The 16,528-nt window shown below is 70.9% G+C and carries 13 protein-coding genes; 10 read left to right on the top strand and 3 right to left on the bottom strand.

Going from position 1 to position 16,528, the window contains the following annotated elements:
- The first annotated feature begins 51 nt into the window (after nucleotides 1-51).
- The gene (locus tag ACFWPA_RS09185) at nucleotides 52-948 is read left to right on the top strand and encodes an oxygenase MpaB family protein (protein ID WP_378509400.1); all 897 of its coding nucleotides are present in this window, start codon (nucleotides 52-54) and stop codon (nucleotides 946-948) included.
- Between the two features lie 52 nt (nucleotides 949-1,000).
- Here ACFWPA_RS09185 and ACFWPA_RS09180 read toward each other — a convergent pair whose 3' ends face one another.
- Nucleotides 1,001-1,126, bottom strand: a complete 126-nt coding sequence (locus ACFWPA_RS09180) for a hypothetical protein (protein WP_378570047.1) — start codon at nucleotides 1,124-1,126, stop codon at nucleotides 1,001-1,003.
- Nucleotides 1,127-1,559: 433 nt separating this feature from the next.
- On the opposite strand from ACFWPA_RS09180, the gene ACFWPA_RS09175 reads away from it, so the two are divergent.
- From ACFWPA_RS09175 to ACFWPA_RS09150, 6 genes are all read left to right on the top strand, one after another.
- Nucleotides 1,560-3,038: a serine/threonine-protein kinase gene (locus tag ACFWPA_RS09175; RefSeq protein ID WP_378509398.1), complete on the top strand. Its 1,479-nt coding sequence runs from the start codon at nucleotides 1,560-1,562 to the stop codon at nucleotides 3,036-3,038.
- A 156-nt stretch (nucleotides 3,039-3,194) separates the two neighbouring features.
- Nucleotides 3,195-4,415, top strand: a complete 1,221-nt coding sequence (locus tag ACFWPA_RS09170) for a thiolase family protein (protein ID WP_378509397.1) — start codon at nucleotides 3,195-3,197, stop codon at nucleotides 4,413-4,415.
- The gene (locus ACFWPA_RS09165; protein ID WP_378509396.1) at nucleotides 4,416-6,521 is read left to right on the top strand and encodes a 3-hydroxyacyl-CoA dehydrogenase NAD-binding domain-containing protein; all 2,106 of its coding nucleotides are present in this window, start codon (nucleotides 4,416-4,418) and stop codon (nucleotides 6,519-6,521) included.
- 150 nt (nucleotides 6,522-6,671) lie between these two features.
- A complete protein-coding gene (locus tag ACFWPA_RS09160; protein ID WP_378570046.1) occupies nucleotides 6,672-7,730 on the top strand; it encodes an alpha/beta hydrolase in 1,059 nt (352 codons plus the stop codon).
- 78 nt (nucleotides 7,731-7,808) lie between these two features.
- Nucleotides 7,809-8,819: an iron-siderophore ABC transporter substrate-binding protein gene (locus ACFWPA_RS09155; RefSeq protein WP_378570045.1), complete on the top strand. Its 1,011-nt coding sequence runs from the start codon at nucleotides 7,809-7,811 to the stop codon at nucleotides 8,817-8,819.
- An 86-nt stretch (nucleotides 8,820-8,905) separates the two neighbouring features.
- Nucleotides 8,906-10,351 (top strand): sugar porter family MFS transporter, encoded by a 1,446-nt coding sequence (locus tag ACFWPA_RS09150; protein ID WP_378509393.1) that lies wholly within the window; start codon nucleotides 8,906-8,908, stop codon nucleotides 10,349-10,351.
- A 12-nt stretch (nucleotides 10,352-10,363) separates the two neighbouring features.
- Here the strand turns inward: ACFWPA_RS09150 and dxs are convergent, their stop codons facing one another.
- Nucleotides 10,364-12,316: a 1-deoxy-D-xylulose-5-phosphate synthase gene (gene dxs, locus ACFWPA_RS09145; protein ID WP_378509392.1), complete on the bottom strand. Its 1,953-nt coding sequence runs from the start codon at nucleotides 12,314-12,316 to the stop codon at nucleotides 10,364-10,366.
- A gap of 246 nt (nucleotides 12,317-12,562) precedes the next feature.
- Here dxs and glsA point away from each other — a divergent pair, with 246 nt between their 5' ends.
- The 3 genes from glsA to ACFWPA_RS09130 are packed head-to-tail and all read left to right on the top strand — an operon-like array spanning nucleotide 12,563 to nucleotide 16,244.
- The gene (gene glsA / locus ACFWPA_RS09140; RefSeq protein ID WP_378509391.1) at nucleotides 12,563-14,401 is read left to right on the top strand and encodes a glutaminase A; all 1,839 of its coding nucleotides are present in this window, start codon (nucleotides 12,563-12,565) and stop codon (nucleotides 14,399-14,401) included.
- 41 nt (nucleotides 14,402-14,442) lie between these two features.
- Nucleotides 14,443-15,411: an ATP-binding cassette domain-containing protein gene (locus tag ACFWPA_RS09135; RefSeq protein WP_378509390.1), complete on the top strand. Its 969-nt coding sequence runs from the start codon at nucleotides 14,443-14,445 to the stop codon at nucleotides 15,409-15,411.
- Nucleotides 15,408-16,244, top strand: a complete 837-nt coding sequence (locus ACFWPA_RS09130; RefSeq protein WP_378509389.1) for an ABC transporter permease — start codon at nucleotides 15,408-15,410, stop codon at nucleotides 16,242-16,244. The genes ACFWPA_RS09135 and ACFWPA_RS09130 overlap by 4 nt, the downstream gene beginning before the upstream one ends.
- 54 nt (nucleotides 16,245-16,298) lie before the next feature.
- On the opposite strand, the gene ACFWPA_RS09125 is transcribed toward ACFWPA_RS09130, so the two are convergent.
- Complete coding sequence (locus tag ACFWPA_RS09125) at nucleotides 16,299-16,466, bottom strand: hypothetical protein (protein ID WP_378570083.1); 168 nt, start codon at nucleotides 16,464-16,466, stop codon at nucleotides 16,299-16,301.
- Nucleotides 16,467-16,528 lie beyond the last annotated feature (62 nt).

Raw genomic sequence — 16,528 nt, 5'->3', positions numbered from 1 at the left:
ACTCAGATAAGCCCGATGGCGGCGACGCCAGTACTGGATCTGGAGGGGCAGATGTCGGTGACACAGCGAAGCAACGGGAAGACACCACGGGACGGAAAGACACCACGGAAGCCCGCGCCGAGCGGCAGCATTCGTGCGATCGACGGCGGACCCGTGCTCGCACAGATCGACGGGATCTCGCTGATGGCGGGCGCCGCGAACGTCATCATGCAGCTCTCGTGGCCGGGCGTCGGCTACGGCGTCATGGAGAGCACCGTCGAGTCCGGTCGCCTGTTCGACCATCCGATCAAGCGCAGCCGCACCACCCTGCAGTACCTGGCGGTCGCGGCGCTGGGCACCGACGAGGAGAAGCAACTGTTCCGCCGCGGCGTCAATCGCGCACACGCCCAGGTGCGCTCCGGCGAGGCCAGTCCGGTCGAGTACAACGCGTTCGATCCGGAGCTGCAACTGTGGGTCGCGGCCTGCATCTACCGCGGCTTCGAGGACACCCATCGGGTCCTGCGCGGCGAGTACACCCCCGCCCAGCGCGAGTACTACTACCAGCGGGGCGCCGTGTTCGGCACGACCCTTCAGGTCACGCAGCAGATGTGGCCCGCGAACCGGGACGCCTTCGAGGAGTACTGGACCGAGTCGCTGACGAAGGTGTCGATCGACGATGCCGTCCGCGCCCACCTCGACATCATCGCCCGCGCCGGATTCGCGCATCCGATCCTCGCGCGGCTCCTCGGCCCGCTCAACCTCTTCATCACCAAGGGCTTTCTCCCGCAGGAGTTCCGGGACCAGATGCGCTACTCGTGGACCAGCAGGGACCAGCGGCGGTTCGACCGGCTGATGCGGGTCGTCGCCGGGGTAAACCGACTGCTTCCATCGCCGCTCCGCGAGTTTCCGTACAACTATCTGATGGCCGACCTGCGGTGGCGCATCCGCACCGGCCGATCTCCGATCTGATCGGACGACGGCGGGGCGGGCGTGCGCGGCACGACCGGCCCCGCCCGACCCGCTACGCGGTGCTGGCCGCCGACCCGGACGCGCCGCCGTCCGCCGAGCTGCCCGAGCTGATCTTGTCCAGGATCGAGACGATGCTCGACACGGCGCTGACGATGGTCACGATTTCAGCAGATCCCACGATGTGTCCTCCCATACAGTGCGGTCGCGGCGGATCCCCCGACCCGAGATAAACCTACGATGGGACGCGAAACCGTTCACGGCCTTGACAATTCGAGGCACCACTGGTTCTCGACAGCACAGGTCACCGACGCGAATCGGGGCGCCCCGACCACGTACCTGTGAACCTCGTTGTCAGACACAATGATCGGGATGCCGCCGCCACCGGTGCCCGCATCCACCGTCGGGCCCGCGGCCGCGACACGGCGGTGAGGCAGATCACCGACGGTTCCGCGCCGGCGGTGAGGCAGGCCACTCCCGGCGCGCGGACCGTTCACGTTCCGTTGCCCGCACCGACATTCCCCGGCGATCGCGCGTGCATCGGGGCTGTGGCGTTCACCACGCGGATGGGACGGATATGCTGACCGCCGAGCGAAACGGACCGGGTCAGGAGTGTGGGCATCGACGCGCGAGAACTCCGACCGGGCAGCGTGGTGGCCGGGTATCGCATCGAGCGCCTGCTGGGCGCCGGCGGCATGGGCAGCGTCTATCTGGCCGCACATCCGAGCCTGCCCCGGCTGGTCGCGCTGAAGCTCCCCGACCCATCGTTGACGCGGACCCGCGAGGGTCGGGACCGGGTGCTGCGCGAGGCCGACCACGCGGCGCGGCTCGACCATCCGAACATCGTCGCGGTCCTCGACCGCGGGTCCGTCCCCCACCGGGGCGGCGACCGGCTCTGGATCGCGATGCAGTACGTGGACGGGACCGACGCCGCCACACCGCTGCGGCGGGGCCCGATGACCGCCGATCGGGCGATCGCGATCGCAGCCGACATCGCCCGCGCCCTCGACCACGCACACCGCGCGGGGGTGCTGCATCGCGACGTCAAGCCCGCGAACATCCTGCTCACCGCCCCCCGCCCCGGTGAGCGGGAACGGGCACTGCTCGCCGACTTCGGGATCGCGAAGGGCCTCGACTCGCCAGCACTGACGCGGACCGGCACCGTCGTCGCGAGCCTGCAGTACGCCGCACCGGAGCAGCTGGAGGGGCGGCCGCTCGACGGACGAAGCGACCAGTACGCGCTCGGCTGCACGCTCTACCACCTGCTGACCGGCCGCGCACCGTTCCCCGGTTCGGACACCGCGCACCTCGTGCACGCGCACCTGAACCTGCCCGCACCCCGAGTCACGGCGGCGCGGCCCGAACTGCCCCCCGCGCTGGATGCGGTGATCGCCAGGGCGATGGCGAAGAACCCCGCCGACCGGTTCCCGTCCTCGGATGCGCTGGCCGCCGCCGCCCGCTCCGCGCTCGGCGCGGGGACCCCCGCGCCGCCCCCGTCGCCGCAGGCCCCGCCCGCCCCGACCAGGCATCTCGCCGCGCCAACGCCGACGGGGCCTGCGGCGGTCCCGGCACCGGCGCGGGGACGCAGGCTGCTCGTTCCGCTCGCCGCCTGCGCGGTGCTCGCCGCCCTGGCGGCGGCAGGCGTGGCGTGGCTGCCCGACGCCGGGCGATCCGACGCGGCGCCGCCGCCCGCGCACACCCCCGCCCCGCCGCCGACGACGACGCCACCACCACCGACGACGTCATCCCCGCCGACCAACGCGCCGCCCGCGCCCGTGAGCGTCGTCGACGAGCAGGGGTTCGGATTCGGCGGGCCGCGCTGCGATCGCACCGATCCCGCGGTGACCGTGGCACGCACCGCCGAGTCGGCGATCGTCGTCTGCCGGACCGCGTCGGGTCGGCTCTACTCGAAGGCCCGGCGGAGCGACGACACACCGCTCGACTTCGCCAACCCCAAGGCCACGGAGGACGGCTACACCGCGGGCCGCGGCGTGCGGAAGTACGCGCTCGACGAGGACGCCCTGACCATCACCGTGCGTGGCGACGTGATCGCCCGCGAGCCGGTGCTCGAGTACCACGACTCGGACGGGTAATCCGCCCTGCTCGAACCTCCCTCGTGCCGGTACCGCCGGTATTGACGTAGAGTAAGTTACCGACCGGTAGCGAACGTGGGACGGCTCGCTACGAGGGCAACCCGAGCCTCACCGCCCGACCGTGACGGTGAGCATCTCCACCAGGAGGAATCTTCCGTGTCTCCATCGACTTCGCAGGGTCGCGGTGTCGTCTTCGTCGACGGCATCCGCACCCCCTTCGGCAAGGCCGGAGCCAAGGGCATCTACGCCGAGACCCGCGCCGACGACCTGGTCGTCAAGGCGATCCGCGAACTGCTGCGCCGCAACCCGCAGCTGCCGCCCGACCGCATCGACGAGGTCGCGATCGCCGCGACCACCCAGACCGGTGACCAGGGCCTGACCATCGGCCGCACCTCCGCCATCCTCGCTGGCCTCCCCGAGACCGTGCCCGGCTTCGCGATCGACCGCATGTGTGCAGGCGCGATGACCGCGGTCACCACCACCGCCTCCGGCATCGGATTCGGCCAGTACGACGTCGTCATCGCGGGCGGCGTCGAGCACATGGGCAGGCACCCGATGGGTGAGGGCGCCGACCCGAACCCCCGCTTCCTGACCGACAAGCTGGTCGACCCGTCCGCGCTGGTGATGGGCAACACCGCGGAGAACCTGCACGACCGGTTCCCGACCATCACCAAGGACCGCACCGACGCCTACGCCGTCGCGTCGCAGAACAAGTACGACGCCGCGAAGAAGGCGGGCCTCATCGCCGACACCCTCGTCCCGGTCGCCACCCGCGCCGCGAACGGGTGGGGCCTGGCCACCGAGGACGAGCCGCCGCGCCCCGGCACCACGATCGAAGACCTCGCGAAGCTCAAGACGCCGTTCCGCCCCGCGGGCCGGATCACCGCGGGCAACGCCGCGGGACTCAACGACGGCGCGACCGCCGCGCTCCTCGCCGGCGAGGACACCGCCGCCGAGCTCGGCCTTCCGGTCGCCATGCGGATGGTCGGCTTCGCCTTCCAGGGCGTCGACCCCGCCGTGATGGGCATCGGCCCGGTCCCCGCGACCGAGAAGCTGCTCGCCCGGACCGGCCTGACGATCGAGGACATCGGCCTGTTCGAGATCAACGAGGCGTTCGCGGTGCAGGTGCTCGCGTTCCTCGAGCACTTCGGCATCGCCGATGACGACCCGCGGGTGAACCAGTGGGGCGGCGCCATCGCGTGCGGCCACCCGCTCGCCTCGTCCGGGGTGCGCCTGATGACGCAGCTCGCACGCCAGTTCGCGCAGCAGCCGGAGGTCCGCTACGGCCTGACCACCATGTGCATCGGCCTCGGCATGGGCGGCACCGTCATCTGGGAGAACCCCCACCACGCTGATTACCAGGCCGGAGGCAAGTAAATGAGTGACATCGCAAGCGCTTTCGCCGACGAGGTCGTGACGAACGCATACACCAAGCTGATCGCGGTGCCCGGCATCGAGGGCCCGGTCGCGCTGATCACCCTCGACAACGGTTTCGACCACAGCAAGCCGAACTCCTTCGGCCCCCGCGGGCTGCTCGCGTTCGACGCCGCCCTCGACGAGGCGTTCGCCGCGCACCCCGCCGCGATCGCCGTCACCGGCAAGCCGTTCATCTTCGCGGCGGGCGCCGACCTCAAGGGCGTCCCGTCGATCAGCTCCCGCGAGCAGGGCCTCGAGCTCGGACGCCTGGGGCACAAGGTGTTCCGCCGCCTCCGCGAGTCCTCCGTCCCGACGTTCGGGTTCGTGAACGGCCTCGCCCTCGGCGGTGGCCTCGAGGTCGGACTGCACTGCCACTACCGCACCTACGCCGACAACCTGCCCGCCCTCGGCCTGCCCGAGGCGATGCTCGGCCTGGTCCCCGGCTGGGGCGGCACCCAGCTGCTCCCCAACATCGTCGGCCCCGCCCATGCGGTGACGATCGCGGTGGAGAACCCGCTGAACAACGGCAGGACGTTCACCGCGGCGCAGGCCGCGACGTTCGGACTCGCCGACGCCGTGTTCGGTGGCGCCGACTTCCTCGAGCAGTCCCTCGCCTGGGCGGCGAAGGTGCTGGCAGGCGAGATCGTCCCCGCCCGCCCGGAGATCGACCGCGGCGCCGGCTGGGACGAGGCCATCGCCCGCGCCACCGCGATCGTGGCGGGCAAGACGAAGAACAACGCCCCCGGCGCCGTCCGCACGGTCGCGCTCCTCGACGCCGCCCGCCGGGTCGACCTCACCGACCCGGCGACCCTGGATGCCGGGTTCGCCGCCGAGGACGAGGCCCTCGCCGACCTGCTGATGACCGACGAGCTGCGGGCGGGCCTGTACGCGTTCAACCTCGTCAACTCCCGCGCGAAGCGGCCCGCAGGCGCCCCCGACAAGTCCCTCGCCCGCAAGGTGTCCGGGGTCGGCATCGTCGGCGCCGGCCTGATGGCCAGCCAGCTCGCGATGCTGTTCGTCAAGCAGCTCAAGGTCCCGGTGATCCTCACCGACATCGACCAGGAGCGGATCGACAAGGGCGTCGGCTACGTGCACGCCGAGATCGACAAGCTCGCGGGCAAGGGGCGGCTGTCCCCCGATGCCGCGAACCGGCTCAAGGCCCTCGTCACCGGCTCCCTCGACAAGGCCGCGTTCGCGAAGACCGACTTCGTCATCGAGGCCGTCTTCGAGAACATGGACGTCAAGAAGAAGGTGTTCGCCGAGCTCGAGGAGCACATCGCCCCCGAAACGATCCTGGCGACCAACACCTCCTCCCTGTCGATCACCGAGATGGCCGCGGACCTGACGCACCCCGAGCGGGTCGTCGGCTTCCACTTCTTCAACCCGGTCGCGGTGCTGCCGCTGCTCGAGATCATCAGGGGCGAGCGGACCGACGACGCCACCCTGGCGACGGCGTTCGCGACCGCGAAGTCGCTGCGCAAGTCGGCGGTGCTGTGCGGCGACAAGCCGGGCTTCGTGTTCAACCGGCTCGTCACCCGCACCCTCGGCGAGGTCATGGCCGCCGTCGACGAGGGCACCCCGTTCGACATCGCCGACAACGCGATCGCCGAGCTCGGCATGCCGATGAGCCCGTTCACGCTGCTCGCGCTCGTCGGCCCGGCCGTCGCGCTGCACACCGGCGAGACGCTGCAGGCCGCGTACCCGGAGCGGTTCCCGAGCTCGCCCGGACTCGAGGCCCTCGTCGAGGCCCGCAAGCCCGGCGTCTGGACCTGGACCGACCAGGGGCAGGTCGTCGATCCCGAGGTCGCCGCGCTGTGGCCGCAGGGTGACACGCCGTCCACCGCGGAGCAGGTCCTGGACCGGACCCGCCGGGCGTTCGCCGAGGAGATCGCGATCATGCTCGACGAGGGCGTGGTCGCCGCGGCCGAGGACATCGACCTCTGCCTGATCCTCGGCGGCGGGTTCGGGTTCTGGAACGGCGGAATCACCCCCTACCTGGACCGCACCGGCACCTCCGAGGCCGTGAACGGATCCCGGTTCCTTGCCGAGGGCGTCGCCAGCGTCTGATCGGTTCCCGCGGCACACGGGCACGGCACGATGCACTCGTGCCGTGCCCGTGACCGTTTCGCGCCCGCGTCGCCGACCCGGGCGCGGTAGAGTTCACGGGCCCGTGATCCGCGGCTGCGTCTGGCCGCACCGACGAAAGGCCGAAGCACGATGCGATTACGCCGATCCAGAACCGGCACCCCGGTGCGCCGCCGTGCGGCACTGGTGTCGATGGCGATTCTGCTGCCGCTCGGGGCGTCGGTAGCAGGACCCGTCGGCACCGCGAACGCGGCCATCGTGGACTGCCGCGAGTGTGACCTCTGGGTCGAATCCGACATGGGTGCGATCAAGTCGCGGGTCTTCCGCGCCAACGACGGCAACACGGACCGGGTGGTGTACGCGCTCGACGGGATGCGGGCCCGCAACGACTGGAACGGCTGGGAGATCGAGACCAACATCGCGCAGGCTCTGACCCGCGCGAACATCAACGTGGTCATGCCCGTCGGCGGCGAGTCCAGCTTCTACGCGGACTGGAACGCGCCGAGCACCTGGGGTCCGGGCGAGCTGGGCTCGTCCACCGGCAGCTCCAACGGCTCGTCGGCGCTCGGCAGCTCCGACGCCGGGGCCGAGGTGGACGGCAAGGCGAACACCTATCGGTGGGAGACCTTCCTGACCCGGCAGCTGCCGGAGGCCCTCGCGAACCGGTACGGCTTCAGTCGCACCCGCAACGGCGTGTTCGGCCTGTCGATGGGCGGCAGCGCCGCCCTCACGCTCGCCGCCTACCACCCGCAGCAGTTCAGCTTCGCCGGCTCGTTCTCCGGGTTCCTGAACAACTCGGCGCCGGGCATGCGGGAGGCGCTGCGCGTCGCGATGGTCTCGGCCGGCGGGTTCAACATCGACGCGATGGCGCCGCCGTGGGGCCCGCAGTGGCTGCGGATGGACCCGTTCGTGTTCGCCCCGATGCTCAAGGCAAACAACACCCGGCTGTGGATCTCGTCGGGCAGCGGCGTCCCCGGCAACGGCGACGTCAGCGACGCGCTCGGTGTGGTGCAGGCGGTGCCGCTGGAAGCGTTGGCGCTGGCCAACACCCGCGCCTTCGAGGTTCGGGTGGCCACGCTGGGCGGCGCAAACGCGCACTTCGACTACCCGGCCACCGGCGTGCACAACTGGAAGAACTGGGAGGACCAGGTCATTCGGATGATTCCCGACCTGGGCCGCAACATCGGATAGTCGATCTGCCCGCCGATTCCGCGCCCCGGGAGCATCTCCCCGGGGCGCGGAATCATCCAGTAGGTTAGCCTCACCTACATGAAGCGTTCGCTGTTCCGCGCAGGCATCGCCGCGCTCGCCCTCACCACCCTGGTCGGCTGTTCCTCGGACACCGACAGCACCGACCCGACGACCGGGACGGGCACCGGCGCGTTCCCGGTCACGATCGACAACACGTTCGGCGCCACCACCATCGATGCGGAGCCGCAGCGCCTCGTCACGATGGGGTGGAACGCGCAGGACGTGCTCTACGCCCTTGGCCTGACGCCCGTCGGGCAGCCGAAGTACATCTACGGCGCCGACCCGAACGGCGTGATGCCGTGGGCGCAACCCTATTTCGACGCCGACGCGACCACCCTGTACGACGACCCCCAGTCCGGTGACCCGTCCGTCGAGTCGATCGCCGCCCTCACCCCGGACGCCATCCTCGCGCCCTACGAGGGCTTCGACGAGACGTACTACCGTCGGCTCAGTGAGATCGCGCCGACCGTCGCGTATCCGGGCGGCGCCTGGCAGACCACCTGGCAGGACCAGACCTCGATCATCGGACAGGCCGTCGGCAGGCCCGACGAGGCGCGGGCGCTCGTCGACGGACTCGGCGCCACCCTGGCCGACACCGCCGCCGCCCACCCGGAGTTCGCGGGCAAGACCCTCACCGTGGTCAACTTCGACACCGCATCCGGTGCCGCGAACGTCTACCTGCCGACCGACCCGCGGGTGCAGGTCCTCACCGAGCTCGGATTCGTCAACGCGCCGGGGGTGGAGGCGCTGGCGCAGGACAACCCCACCGGCAGCTTCTACAAGTCGCTCTCGTTCGAGAACCTGCGCGACATCGACGCCGACGTCGTTGTCGCGTTCGTCGACGGGTCCTCCGACACCGCAACCCATCCCGCCCTCGGCCAGCTGTCCGCGATCGGGCGCGGCTCGGCGGTCCTGCTGAGCGACCAGCAGGTCGTCGCGGGACTGAGCAACGTCAACGTGCTCAGCATCCCGTGGGTGCTGGACAAGATCGCGCCCCAACTGTCCGAGGCCGCGGGCAAGGTCGGCTGAGACCGGCCGCGCGTCGCCGCGCGGACCGGGCCGGCGCGCAGTAGCGTCGGCCCGGAGGCACGCGGGCCGACAGTCTGGAGGCGAACATGGCGACGAACGACACCGCGTTCGACGGACCGGGATCCGGAGCCACCCGCGCGGCGGTCGGTCACGCGGTGCTCATCGCCGCATCCGCCGCGCTCGGCGGCTTCCTGTTCGGCTACGACACCGCCGTCATCAACGGCGCCGTCGGAGCAATCCGCGACAAGTACGAGATCGGCGCCGCCGGAACCGGTCTGACCGTCTCGCTGACCCTCCTCGGTGCCGCGCTCGGCGCGTGGATCGCCGGCGACCTCGCGGACCGCATCGGCCGCATCCGGGTGATGCAGTTCGCCGCGATCCTGTTCGTCGTCGGCGCCATCGGGTCGGCGTTCCCGTTCAGCGTCTACGACCTCACCGCCTGGCGCGTCGTCGGCGGTGTCGCGGTCGGCTTCGCCTCGGTGATCGCACCGGCCTACATCGCGGAGATCTCGCCCGCCGCCATCCGCGGGCGGCTCGGCTCGATGTACCAGCTCGCCATCGTGCTCGGCATCGCGATCTCCCAACTCGTCAACTACGCCCTGAACCAGGCCGCTGGCGGCGCCCGCGAGCCGCTCGCGGGCATCGAGGCCTGGCAGTGGATGCTCGCCCTCGAGGCGATCCCCGCCCTGCTCTATCTGGTGATGAGCCTGACGATCCCGGAATCGCCGCGCTTCCTGGTGCTGCGTGGTCGCGACGACGCAGCACGGAAGGTCCTCGCGAGCCTGGAGGGCGGCAGCGCTGACGTGGTCACCGGCCGGCTGGCCGAGATCCGCGCCTCACTGAGCGAGCACCGCGCGAAAACCACTTTGCGGCAACTATTCTCGAAGCCGCTCGGGGTGGCACCCCTGGTCTGGATCGGGATGACGCTGGCCGCACTGCAGCAGTTCGTCGGCATCAACGTGATCTTCTACTACTCGGCGACCCTCTGGGAGGCGGTCGGCTTCGGCGAGGACCGCTCCCTGCTGATCAGCGTGGTCAGCGCCGTCGTCAACATCGCGGGCACCTTCGTCGCGATCGCGGTGATCGACCGGATCGGCCGCAGGCCGCTGCTGCTGATCGGCTCGATCGGCATGGCGATCTCCCTGGCCACCGCCGCGATCTGCTTCCATTCCGCGACGATCACCACGAACGACATCGGTGAATCGGTCGCCACCCTGGAGGGCGCGGCGGGCACCGTCGCCCTGATCGCCGCCAACACCTTCGTGTTCTTCTTCGCCTTCTCGTGGGGCCCGGTGGTGTGGGTACTGATCAGCGAGATGTTCCCGAACCGGGTGCGGGCCGCCGCCGTCGGCATCGCGACCGCCGCCAACTGGGTCGCGAACTTCCTCGTCTCGGCGACCTTCCCGGCCATGGCCGATTGGAATCTCTCGGTCACCTACGGCGGCTACGCCGTGATGGCCGCGGTGTCCTTCTTCGTGGTGTGGAGGCTGGTCACCGAGACCCGCGGCCGCACGCTCGAAGCGGCGGGCTGAGCCGGGGCCGGATCAGGGCTGCGGGGCGGCACCGCTGTCCGCGGTGCTCGGCGCAACCTCCTCGGCCCGCAGCCCGGCCACCCAGCCGGTGATCTGCCGCGCCAAATCCTGCGCGGTCAGGCCGACCTCGGCGAGCACCTGGTCGCGGGACGCGTGGTCGAGGAACCGCTGCGGAACCCCGACGTCGCGGGCGGGGGTGTCGACACCCGCCGCCCGCAATGCCGCGGACACCGCGGAACCGATCCCGCCGTGCACGCCGCTGTCCTCGACGGTGACCACCATCGAGAACGCACGCCCCAGGTCGACCACCGCGCTCGGCACCGGAAGCACCCACCGGGGATCCACCACCGCCGCCGAGATGCCCTGCTGCGCAAGCCTGTCCGCGGCGTCGAGCGCCATCGCGGCGAACGACCCGACCGCGACGATCAGGACATCCCCGCGGGGCTGCTCGGACCCGTCCCCGCTCCGCGACGGAGGCATCGCGAGCACGTCGACGCCGCCGACCCGCTCGAGTGCCGGGATGCCCTCCCCCACCGCGCCCTTCGGGAACCGCAGCGCGGTCGGGCCGTCCGAGATCGCCAGCGCCTCACCGAGTTCCTCCCGCAGCGAGGCCGCATCCCGCGGCGCGGCGACCCGCATGCCCGGCACGATGCCGAGGAGCGAAAAGTCCCACATGCCGTTGTGGCTGGCTCCGTCGGGTCCGGTCACGCCAGCCCGGTCCAGCACCAGCGTCACCGGCTGCTTCAGCAGCGCGGCATCCATCAGCAGCTGATCGAAGGCCCGGTTCAGGAACGTCGAGTAGACGGCAACCACCGGGTGCAGGCCGCCGAGCGCCAGCCCGGCCGCGGAGGTCACCGCATGCTGCTCGGCGATGCCGACGTCGAACATCCGCTGCGGGAACCGCTCCCCGAACGCGGTGAGGCCGGTCGGTCCGGGCATCGCGGCGGTGATCGCGACGACGTCCTCCCGGTCGGCGGCGCGTGCGATCAGTTCATCGGAGAACACCGACGTCCAGTCCTGGACCGGGGCGCTGGTGGAACGGCCGGTGCGGGGGTCGATGACGCCGGTCGCGTGCATCTGGTCGGCCTTGTGGTTCTCGGCGGGCGCGTACCCCATGCCCTTGCGGGTGACGGCGTGGACGAGAACGGGACCGCCGAAGTCCTTGGCCCGGCGCAGCGCCGATTCCATCGCCGCCTGATCGTGGCCGTCCACCGGGCCCAGGTACTTGATCCCGAGGTCGGTGAACATCACCTGCGGGCTGACGATGTCCTTGATGCCCGCCTTCATCCCGTGCAGGAACTGGTAGGCCGCCCGGCCGATCCACGGCACCTTCTTGACCATCCGCCGACTGTTGTCGAGCACCCGCTCGTAGCCGGGCTGCAGACGCAGCGCCGCGAGGTGGTCGGCGACCCCCCCGATCGTCGGCGCGTAGGAGCGGCCGTTGTCGTTGATCACGATCACCACCGAGCGGTCCCGGCCTGCGGCGATGTTGTTCAGCGCCTCCCAGCACATCCCGCCGGTCAGCGCCCCGTCACCGACGACGGCGACGACGTGCCGGTCCTGGCCGGTGAGCGCGAACGCCTTCGCCAGACCGTCCGCGTAGGACAGCGCGGCGGAGGCGTGCGAGGACTCCACCCAGTCGTGCTCGGACTCGGTGCGGCACGGGTACCCGGACAGGCCGCCCCGCTTGCGCAGGGTGTCGAACCCGTCCTTGCGGCCGGTGACGATCTTGTGCACGTACGCCTGGTGGCCGGTGTCGAAGAGCACGGCGTCCTTCGGCGAGTCGAAGACCCGGTGCACGGCGAGCGTCAGCTCGACAACGCCGAGGTTCGGTCCGAGATGTCCGCCGGTCGCGGACACCTTCTGCACCAGGAACTCGCGCACCTCGGCGGCGAGCTCACGCATCTCGGCGAGGGTCAGACCGCGCAGATCGTCGGGGGTCTGGACTCGAGAAAGAACACCCAACGAGATCGCTCCCTCCGCAGGACGTCACGCGCGACCGCACGCACACGCGTCGACCGACCACCGGCCGACCCGGCCAGTCTACGGAGCCCGGAATCCGATGATCGCCAGGCGTACCGCCCGGTAGCCCCCGGACGGCTGCACCGCCTGCTCCATTATGCCCGCCACGGTGAGTCAACTCACAGCCTGCGCCGCCCGGCGCCAGGTCACGGCCTGCACGGTCGCCGCCGGGATGACACCCTGATCGGCATGCGCACTGTCGTGGACGCGATCATCGGCGAGATATACGAGCACTGCCTGGACAACCGGGCCGGGGCGCTCGCCGATTACATCCCCGAGCTCGCCCAGGTCCCCCCGGACACCTTCTCGCTGTGCGTGGCGACCACCGACGGTCACGTCTACGAGGCGGGCAGCACCGGGGTGGCGTTCACCATCCAGTCCGTCTCCAAGCCGCTCACCTACGGGTTGGCCCTCGCGGACCGCGGGACGGCGGCGGTCGCGGCGAAGATCGACGTCGAACCGTCCGGGGAGCCGTTCAACGAGATCAGCCTCGACCCGGTCACCGAGCGGCCCCGCAACCCGATGATCAACGCGGGCGCGATCACCGCCGCGTCCCTGATCGCGGGCGCGGACCCCGCCGAACGGTTCGAGCGGGTGCGCCGCTGCTACTCGACGTACGCGGGGCGGGAACTGGCAATGGACGAGCGGGTGTACGCGTCCGAGGCCCGCACCGGGCACCGGAACCGCGCGATCGGTCACATGCTCCGCTCCTTCGGCATCATCACTGACGACCCCGACGAGGCCGTCGACCTCTATTTCCGGCAGTGCTCGATCAACGTGACCTGCCGTGACCTCGCACTGATCGCGGCAACCCTCGCCAACAACGGCACCCACCCGCGCACCGGACGGCGCGCACTCTCCCCGGCCAACGCCGAGCATGTGCTGTCGGTGATGACCTCGTGCGGCATGTACGACGCGGCAGGCGAGTGGATCACGCAGGTGGGGCTGCCCGCCAAGAGCGGGGTCGGCGGCGGGCTGCTTGCGGTCCTGCCGGGGCAGATCGGCATCGCGGTCCACTCCCCCCGCCTCGATACCCACGGCAACAGTGTCCGGGGCGTTCAGGCGTGCCGCGAGCTGTCCCGCAGCCTCGAACTGCACTTTCTGCACGTCGGTCGCGCGGCCCGGTCGGCGATCCGCTCCACCTACACCGTCGACGCCGCGCCGTCCCGGCAGCGCCGCACCCCGGCCGAGCGCGCCGCCCTCGCCGAGCACGGCGCCCGCGCCCGCGTCTATGAACTGCACGGCGACCTGCTGTTTTCGGGCGCGGAGTCCGCGGTCCGGGCGGTCGGTTCCCGGGTGTCCGGCCTCGACGCGGTCGTCGTCGACCTGCGCCGCGTCGACGAGGTGGGGGCGGTCGGTCGCCGGATGTTCGCGGACCTGCGCGCCGACCTCGCCGGGCGGGGCTGCGGCTGCGCCTTCGTCGACCCGGACGGGCATCTCGGGGTCACCGCATCGAGCGTCGACCGGTCGGATCGCACCTACGCGGACCTGGACAGCGCCCTGGAGTGGGCGGAGACCGAACTGCTCGACCGGTACTGCCCGTCCGGACGGATTCCGGAGTCGATCGACCTGGTCGACCATCCGGCGCTCGCCGGCCTCACCCGAGCGGAATTCGACCGCATCGCAACCGAACTCGACATTGTCGACGTTCCGGCCGGGAGCACCGTGGTGCGGCGCGGGGACAACGCGATCGGGATCGCGATGGTGCTGTCGGGGCGGATCAGCGTCGTCGTGCACGGCGGCGACGGGACCAGTCACCGGGTCACCACGCTGGCACCGGGCATGACGTTCGGCGAGATACCGACGTTGGTCGGCGGCCCCTTTCTGAACGACATCCGCGCCGACACCGCGGCCCGCTTCGCGATCCTGAGCCCGGACCGCTTCACGACCCTCGCCGAGGCGGAACCGACCCTCAAGCTGGCCATCCTCGACCGGCTGACCCGGAGCGCATACGCGCAGCTCGACACCGCGATCCGCAGCCTCAGCGTGGCCGCTCTCCCCGCGCCGTCGGAGAGCACAGATCGGTAAATCCGTTGCCCGAAGCACCGAAATCGGACAGGCTGGAGCACATGCCCTCGGACCTCGCGATCGAAACCCACGGTCTCGTCAAGCGCTTCGGCTCCACCGTCGCGGTGGACGGCGTCGACCTCGCCGTCCGCCGTGGCGGCGTCTACGGCGTGCTCGGCCCCAACGGCGCGGGCAAGACCACCACCATCCGGATGCTCGCCACCCTCCTCGACATCGACGACGGCACCGCCCGCGTCCTCGGCCACGACGTGACCCGCGAGGCCGACACGGTCCGCGGCAAGGTCGCGCTGACCGGACAGTTCGCGTCCCTCGACGAGGACCTCACCGGCACCGAGAACCTGGTGCTGCTGTCCCGGCTGTACGGCTTCTCCCGGCCCGCCGCCCGCGACCGGGCCGCGCAGCTCCTCGCCGCGTTCGACCTCAGCGACGCCGCCGGACGGCAGGTGAAGAACTTCTCCGGCGGCATGCGCAGGCGGCTCGACATCGCCGCGTCGATCATCGTCACCCCGGAACTGATCTTCCTCGACGAGCCGACCACCGGCCTCGACCCGCGCAGCCGCAACCAGGTGTGGGAGATCGTGCGGGCCCTCGTCGCCGGCGGCACCACCGTGCTGCTCACCACCCAGTACCTCGACGAGGCCGATCAGCTCGCCGACCGGATCGCGGTGATCGACCACGGTCGGGTCATCGCCGAGGGCACGACCGGGGAACTGAAGGCGTCCGTCGGATCCGGCGCGCTGCACGTCCGGGTCGCGGACCCGGCCCGCCGCGACGAGGCCGCCGCGGTGCTTGCCGGGGTCCTCGGCGTCGACATCACCGCCGAGGCGGACGCGGCGGCGCTCAGCGCCCGCACCGACGACCCCGACCGCGTCGCCGCCGCGCTGCCTGCGCTCAACGAGGCGGGCATCGCCGTCACCACCTTCGCCCTCGGGCAGCCGAGTCTCGACGAGGTGTTCCTCGCGCTCACCGGTCGGCCCACCGACGTCTCGCTGGAAGGGACCCCGTCATGACGACCACCACCGTCACCAGCTCACCCGCGCTCGCGGTGGGCGAGGCCCTCGCCCTTGACGGGCCGCGGCCGAAGCGGCCGAGCGCGGTGACGTCGTCGCTGTCGTTCGGTTGGCGGGCGCTGCTGAAGATCAAGCACGTCCCCGAGCAGCTCTTCGACGTGACCATGTTCCCGATCATGTTCACGCTGATGTTCACGTACCTGTTCGGCGGGGCGCTTGCCGGCTCCACCGACGCCTACGTGCAGTTCCTGATCCCGGGCATCCTGGTGCAGACGGTCGTGATGATCACCATGTACACCGGGTTGACTCTGAACAAGGACATCGAGAAGGGCGTCTTCGACCGGTTCCGGTCGCTGCCGATCTGGCGGCCTGCGCCGCTGGTCGGGGCCCTGCTCGGCGACCTCGCGCGCTACACCATCGCCTCGGTGATCGTGATGGTGCTCGGCCTGATCCTCGGGTTCCGGCCGGCGGGCGGGATCGTCGGCATTGTCGCGTCGGTGGCGCTGCTGCTGCTGTTCTCGTTCGCAATGTCGTGGATCTGGACGATGTTCGCGATGCTGATGCGCACCGAGCAGGCCGTCATGGGCGTGTCGATGTTCATCCTGTTCCCGCTCACGTTCGCGTCGAACATCTTCGTCGACCCGTCGACGATGCCCGGGTGGCTGCGCGCATTTGTCGACGTGAACCCGATCAGTCACCTGGTCACCGCGATCCGTGGGCTGATGGCAGGCGAGGTGACCGCAGCACAGCTCGGCATCGTGTTCGCGTGGTGCGCGGGCTTCGTGCTCGTGTTCGGGCCGATCACGATGCGGCTGTACAACCGCAAGTCCTGACCGGACGAGGAGGCCCGGCCCCGAAGCGGGGCCGGGCCCTGTCGCGCGCGGCGGTCAGACCTTCGCGTACTCCTCGTCCGCGTCGGACGGCTGGATATCGATGGTGGTGCGCAGCGGCCGGTTCGGCAGGAACACGACGGCGACCACCGTGACGACCGCGACCGCGGCGGCGATCAGGAAGATCCGCCCGGTCGCGGGGCCCGAGGCGGCCCCGGAAAACACCCCCCCCCCCCCCGGCCCCCCCCCCCGCTTTCAGTTGTGGGCGCCCCCCCCTCGGTGGGGTT

The sequence above is a fragment of the Rhodococcus sp. NPDC058505 genome, from assembly GCF_042720095.1.
In the GTDB taxonomy this organism is placed as follows: Bacteria; Actinomycetota; Actinomycetes; order Mycobacteriales; family Mycobacteriaceae; genus Rhodococcus_G.
The sequence above is the reverse complement of the archived record's forward strand: the minus strand, read 5'-3'. Positions and strand labels throughout refer to the sequence as shown.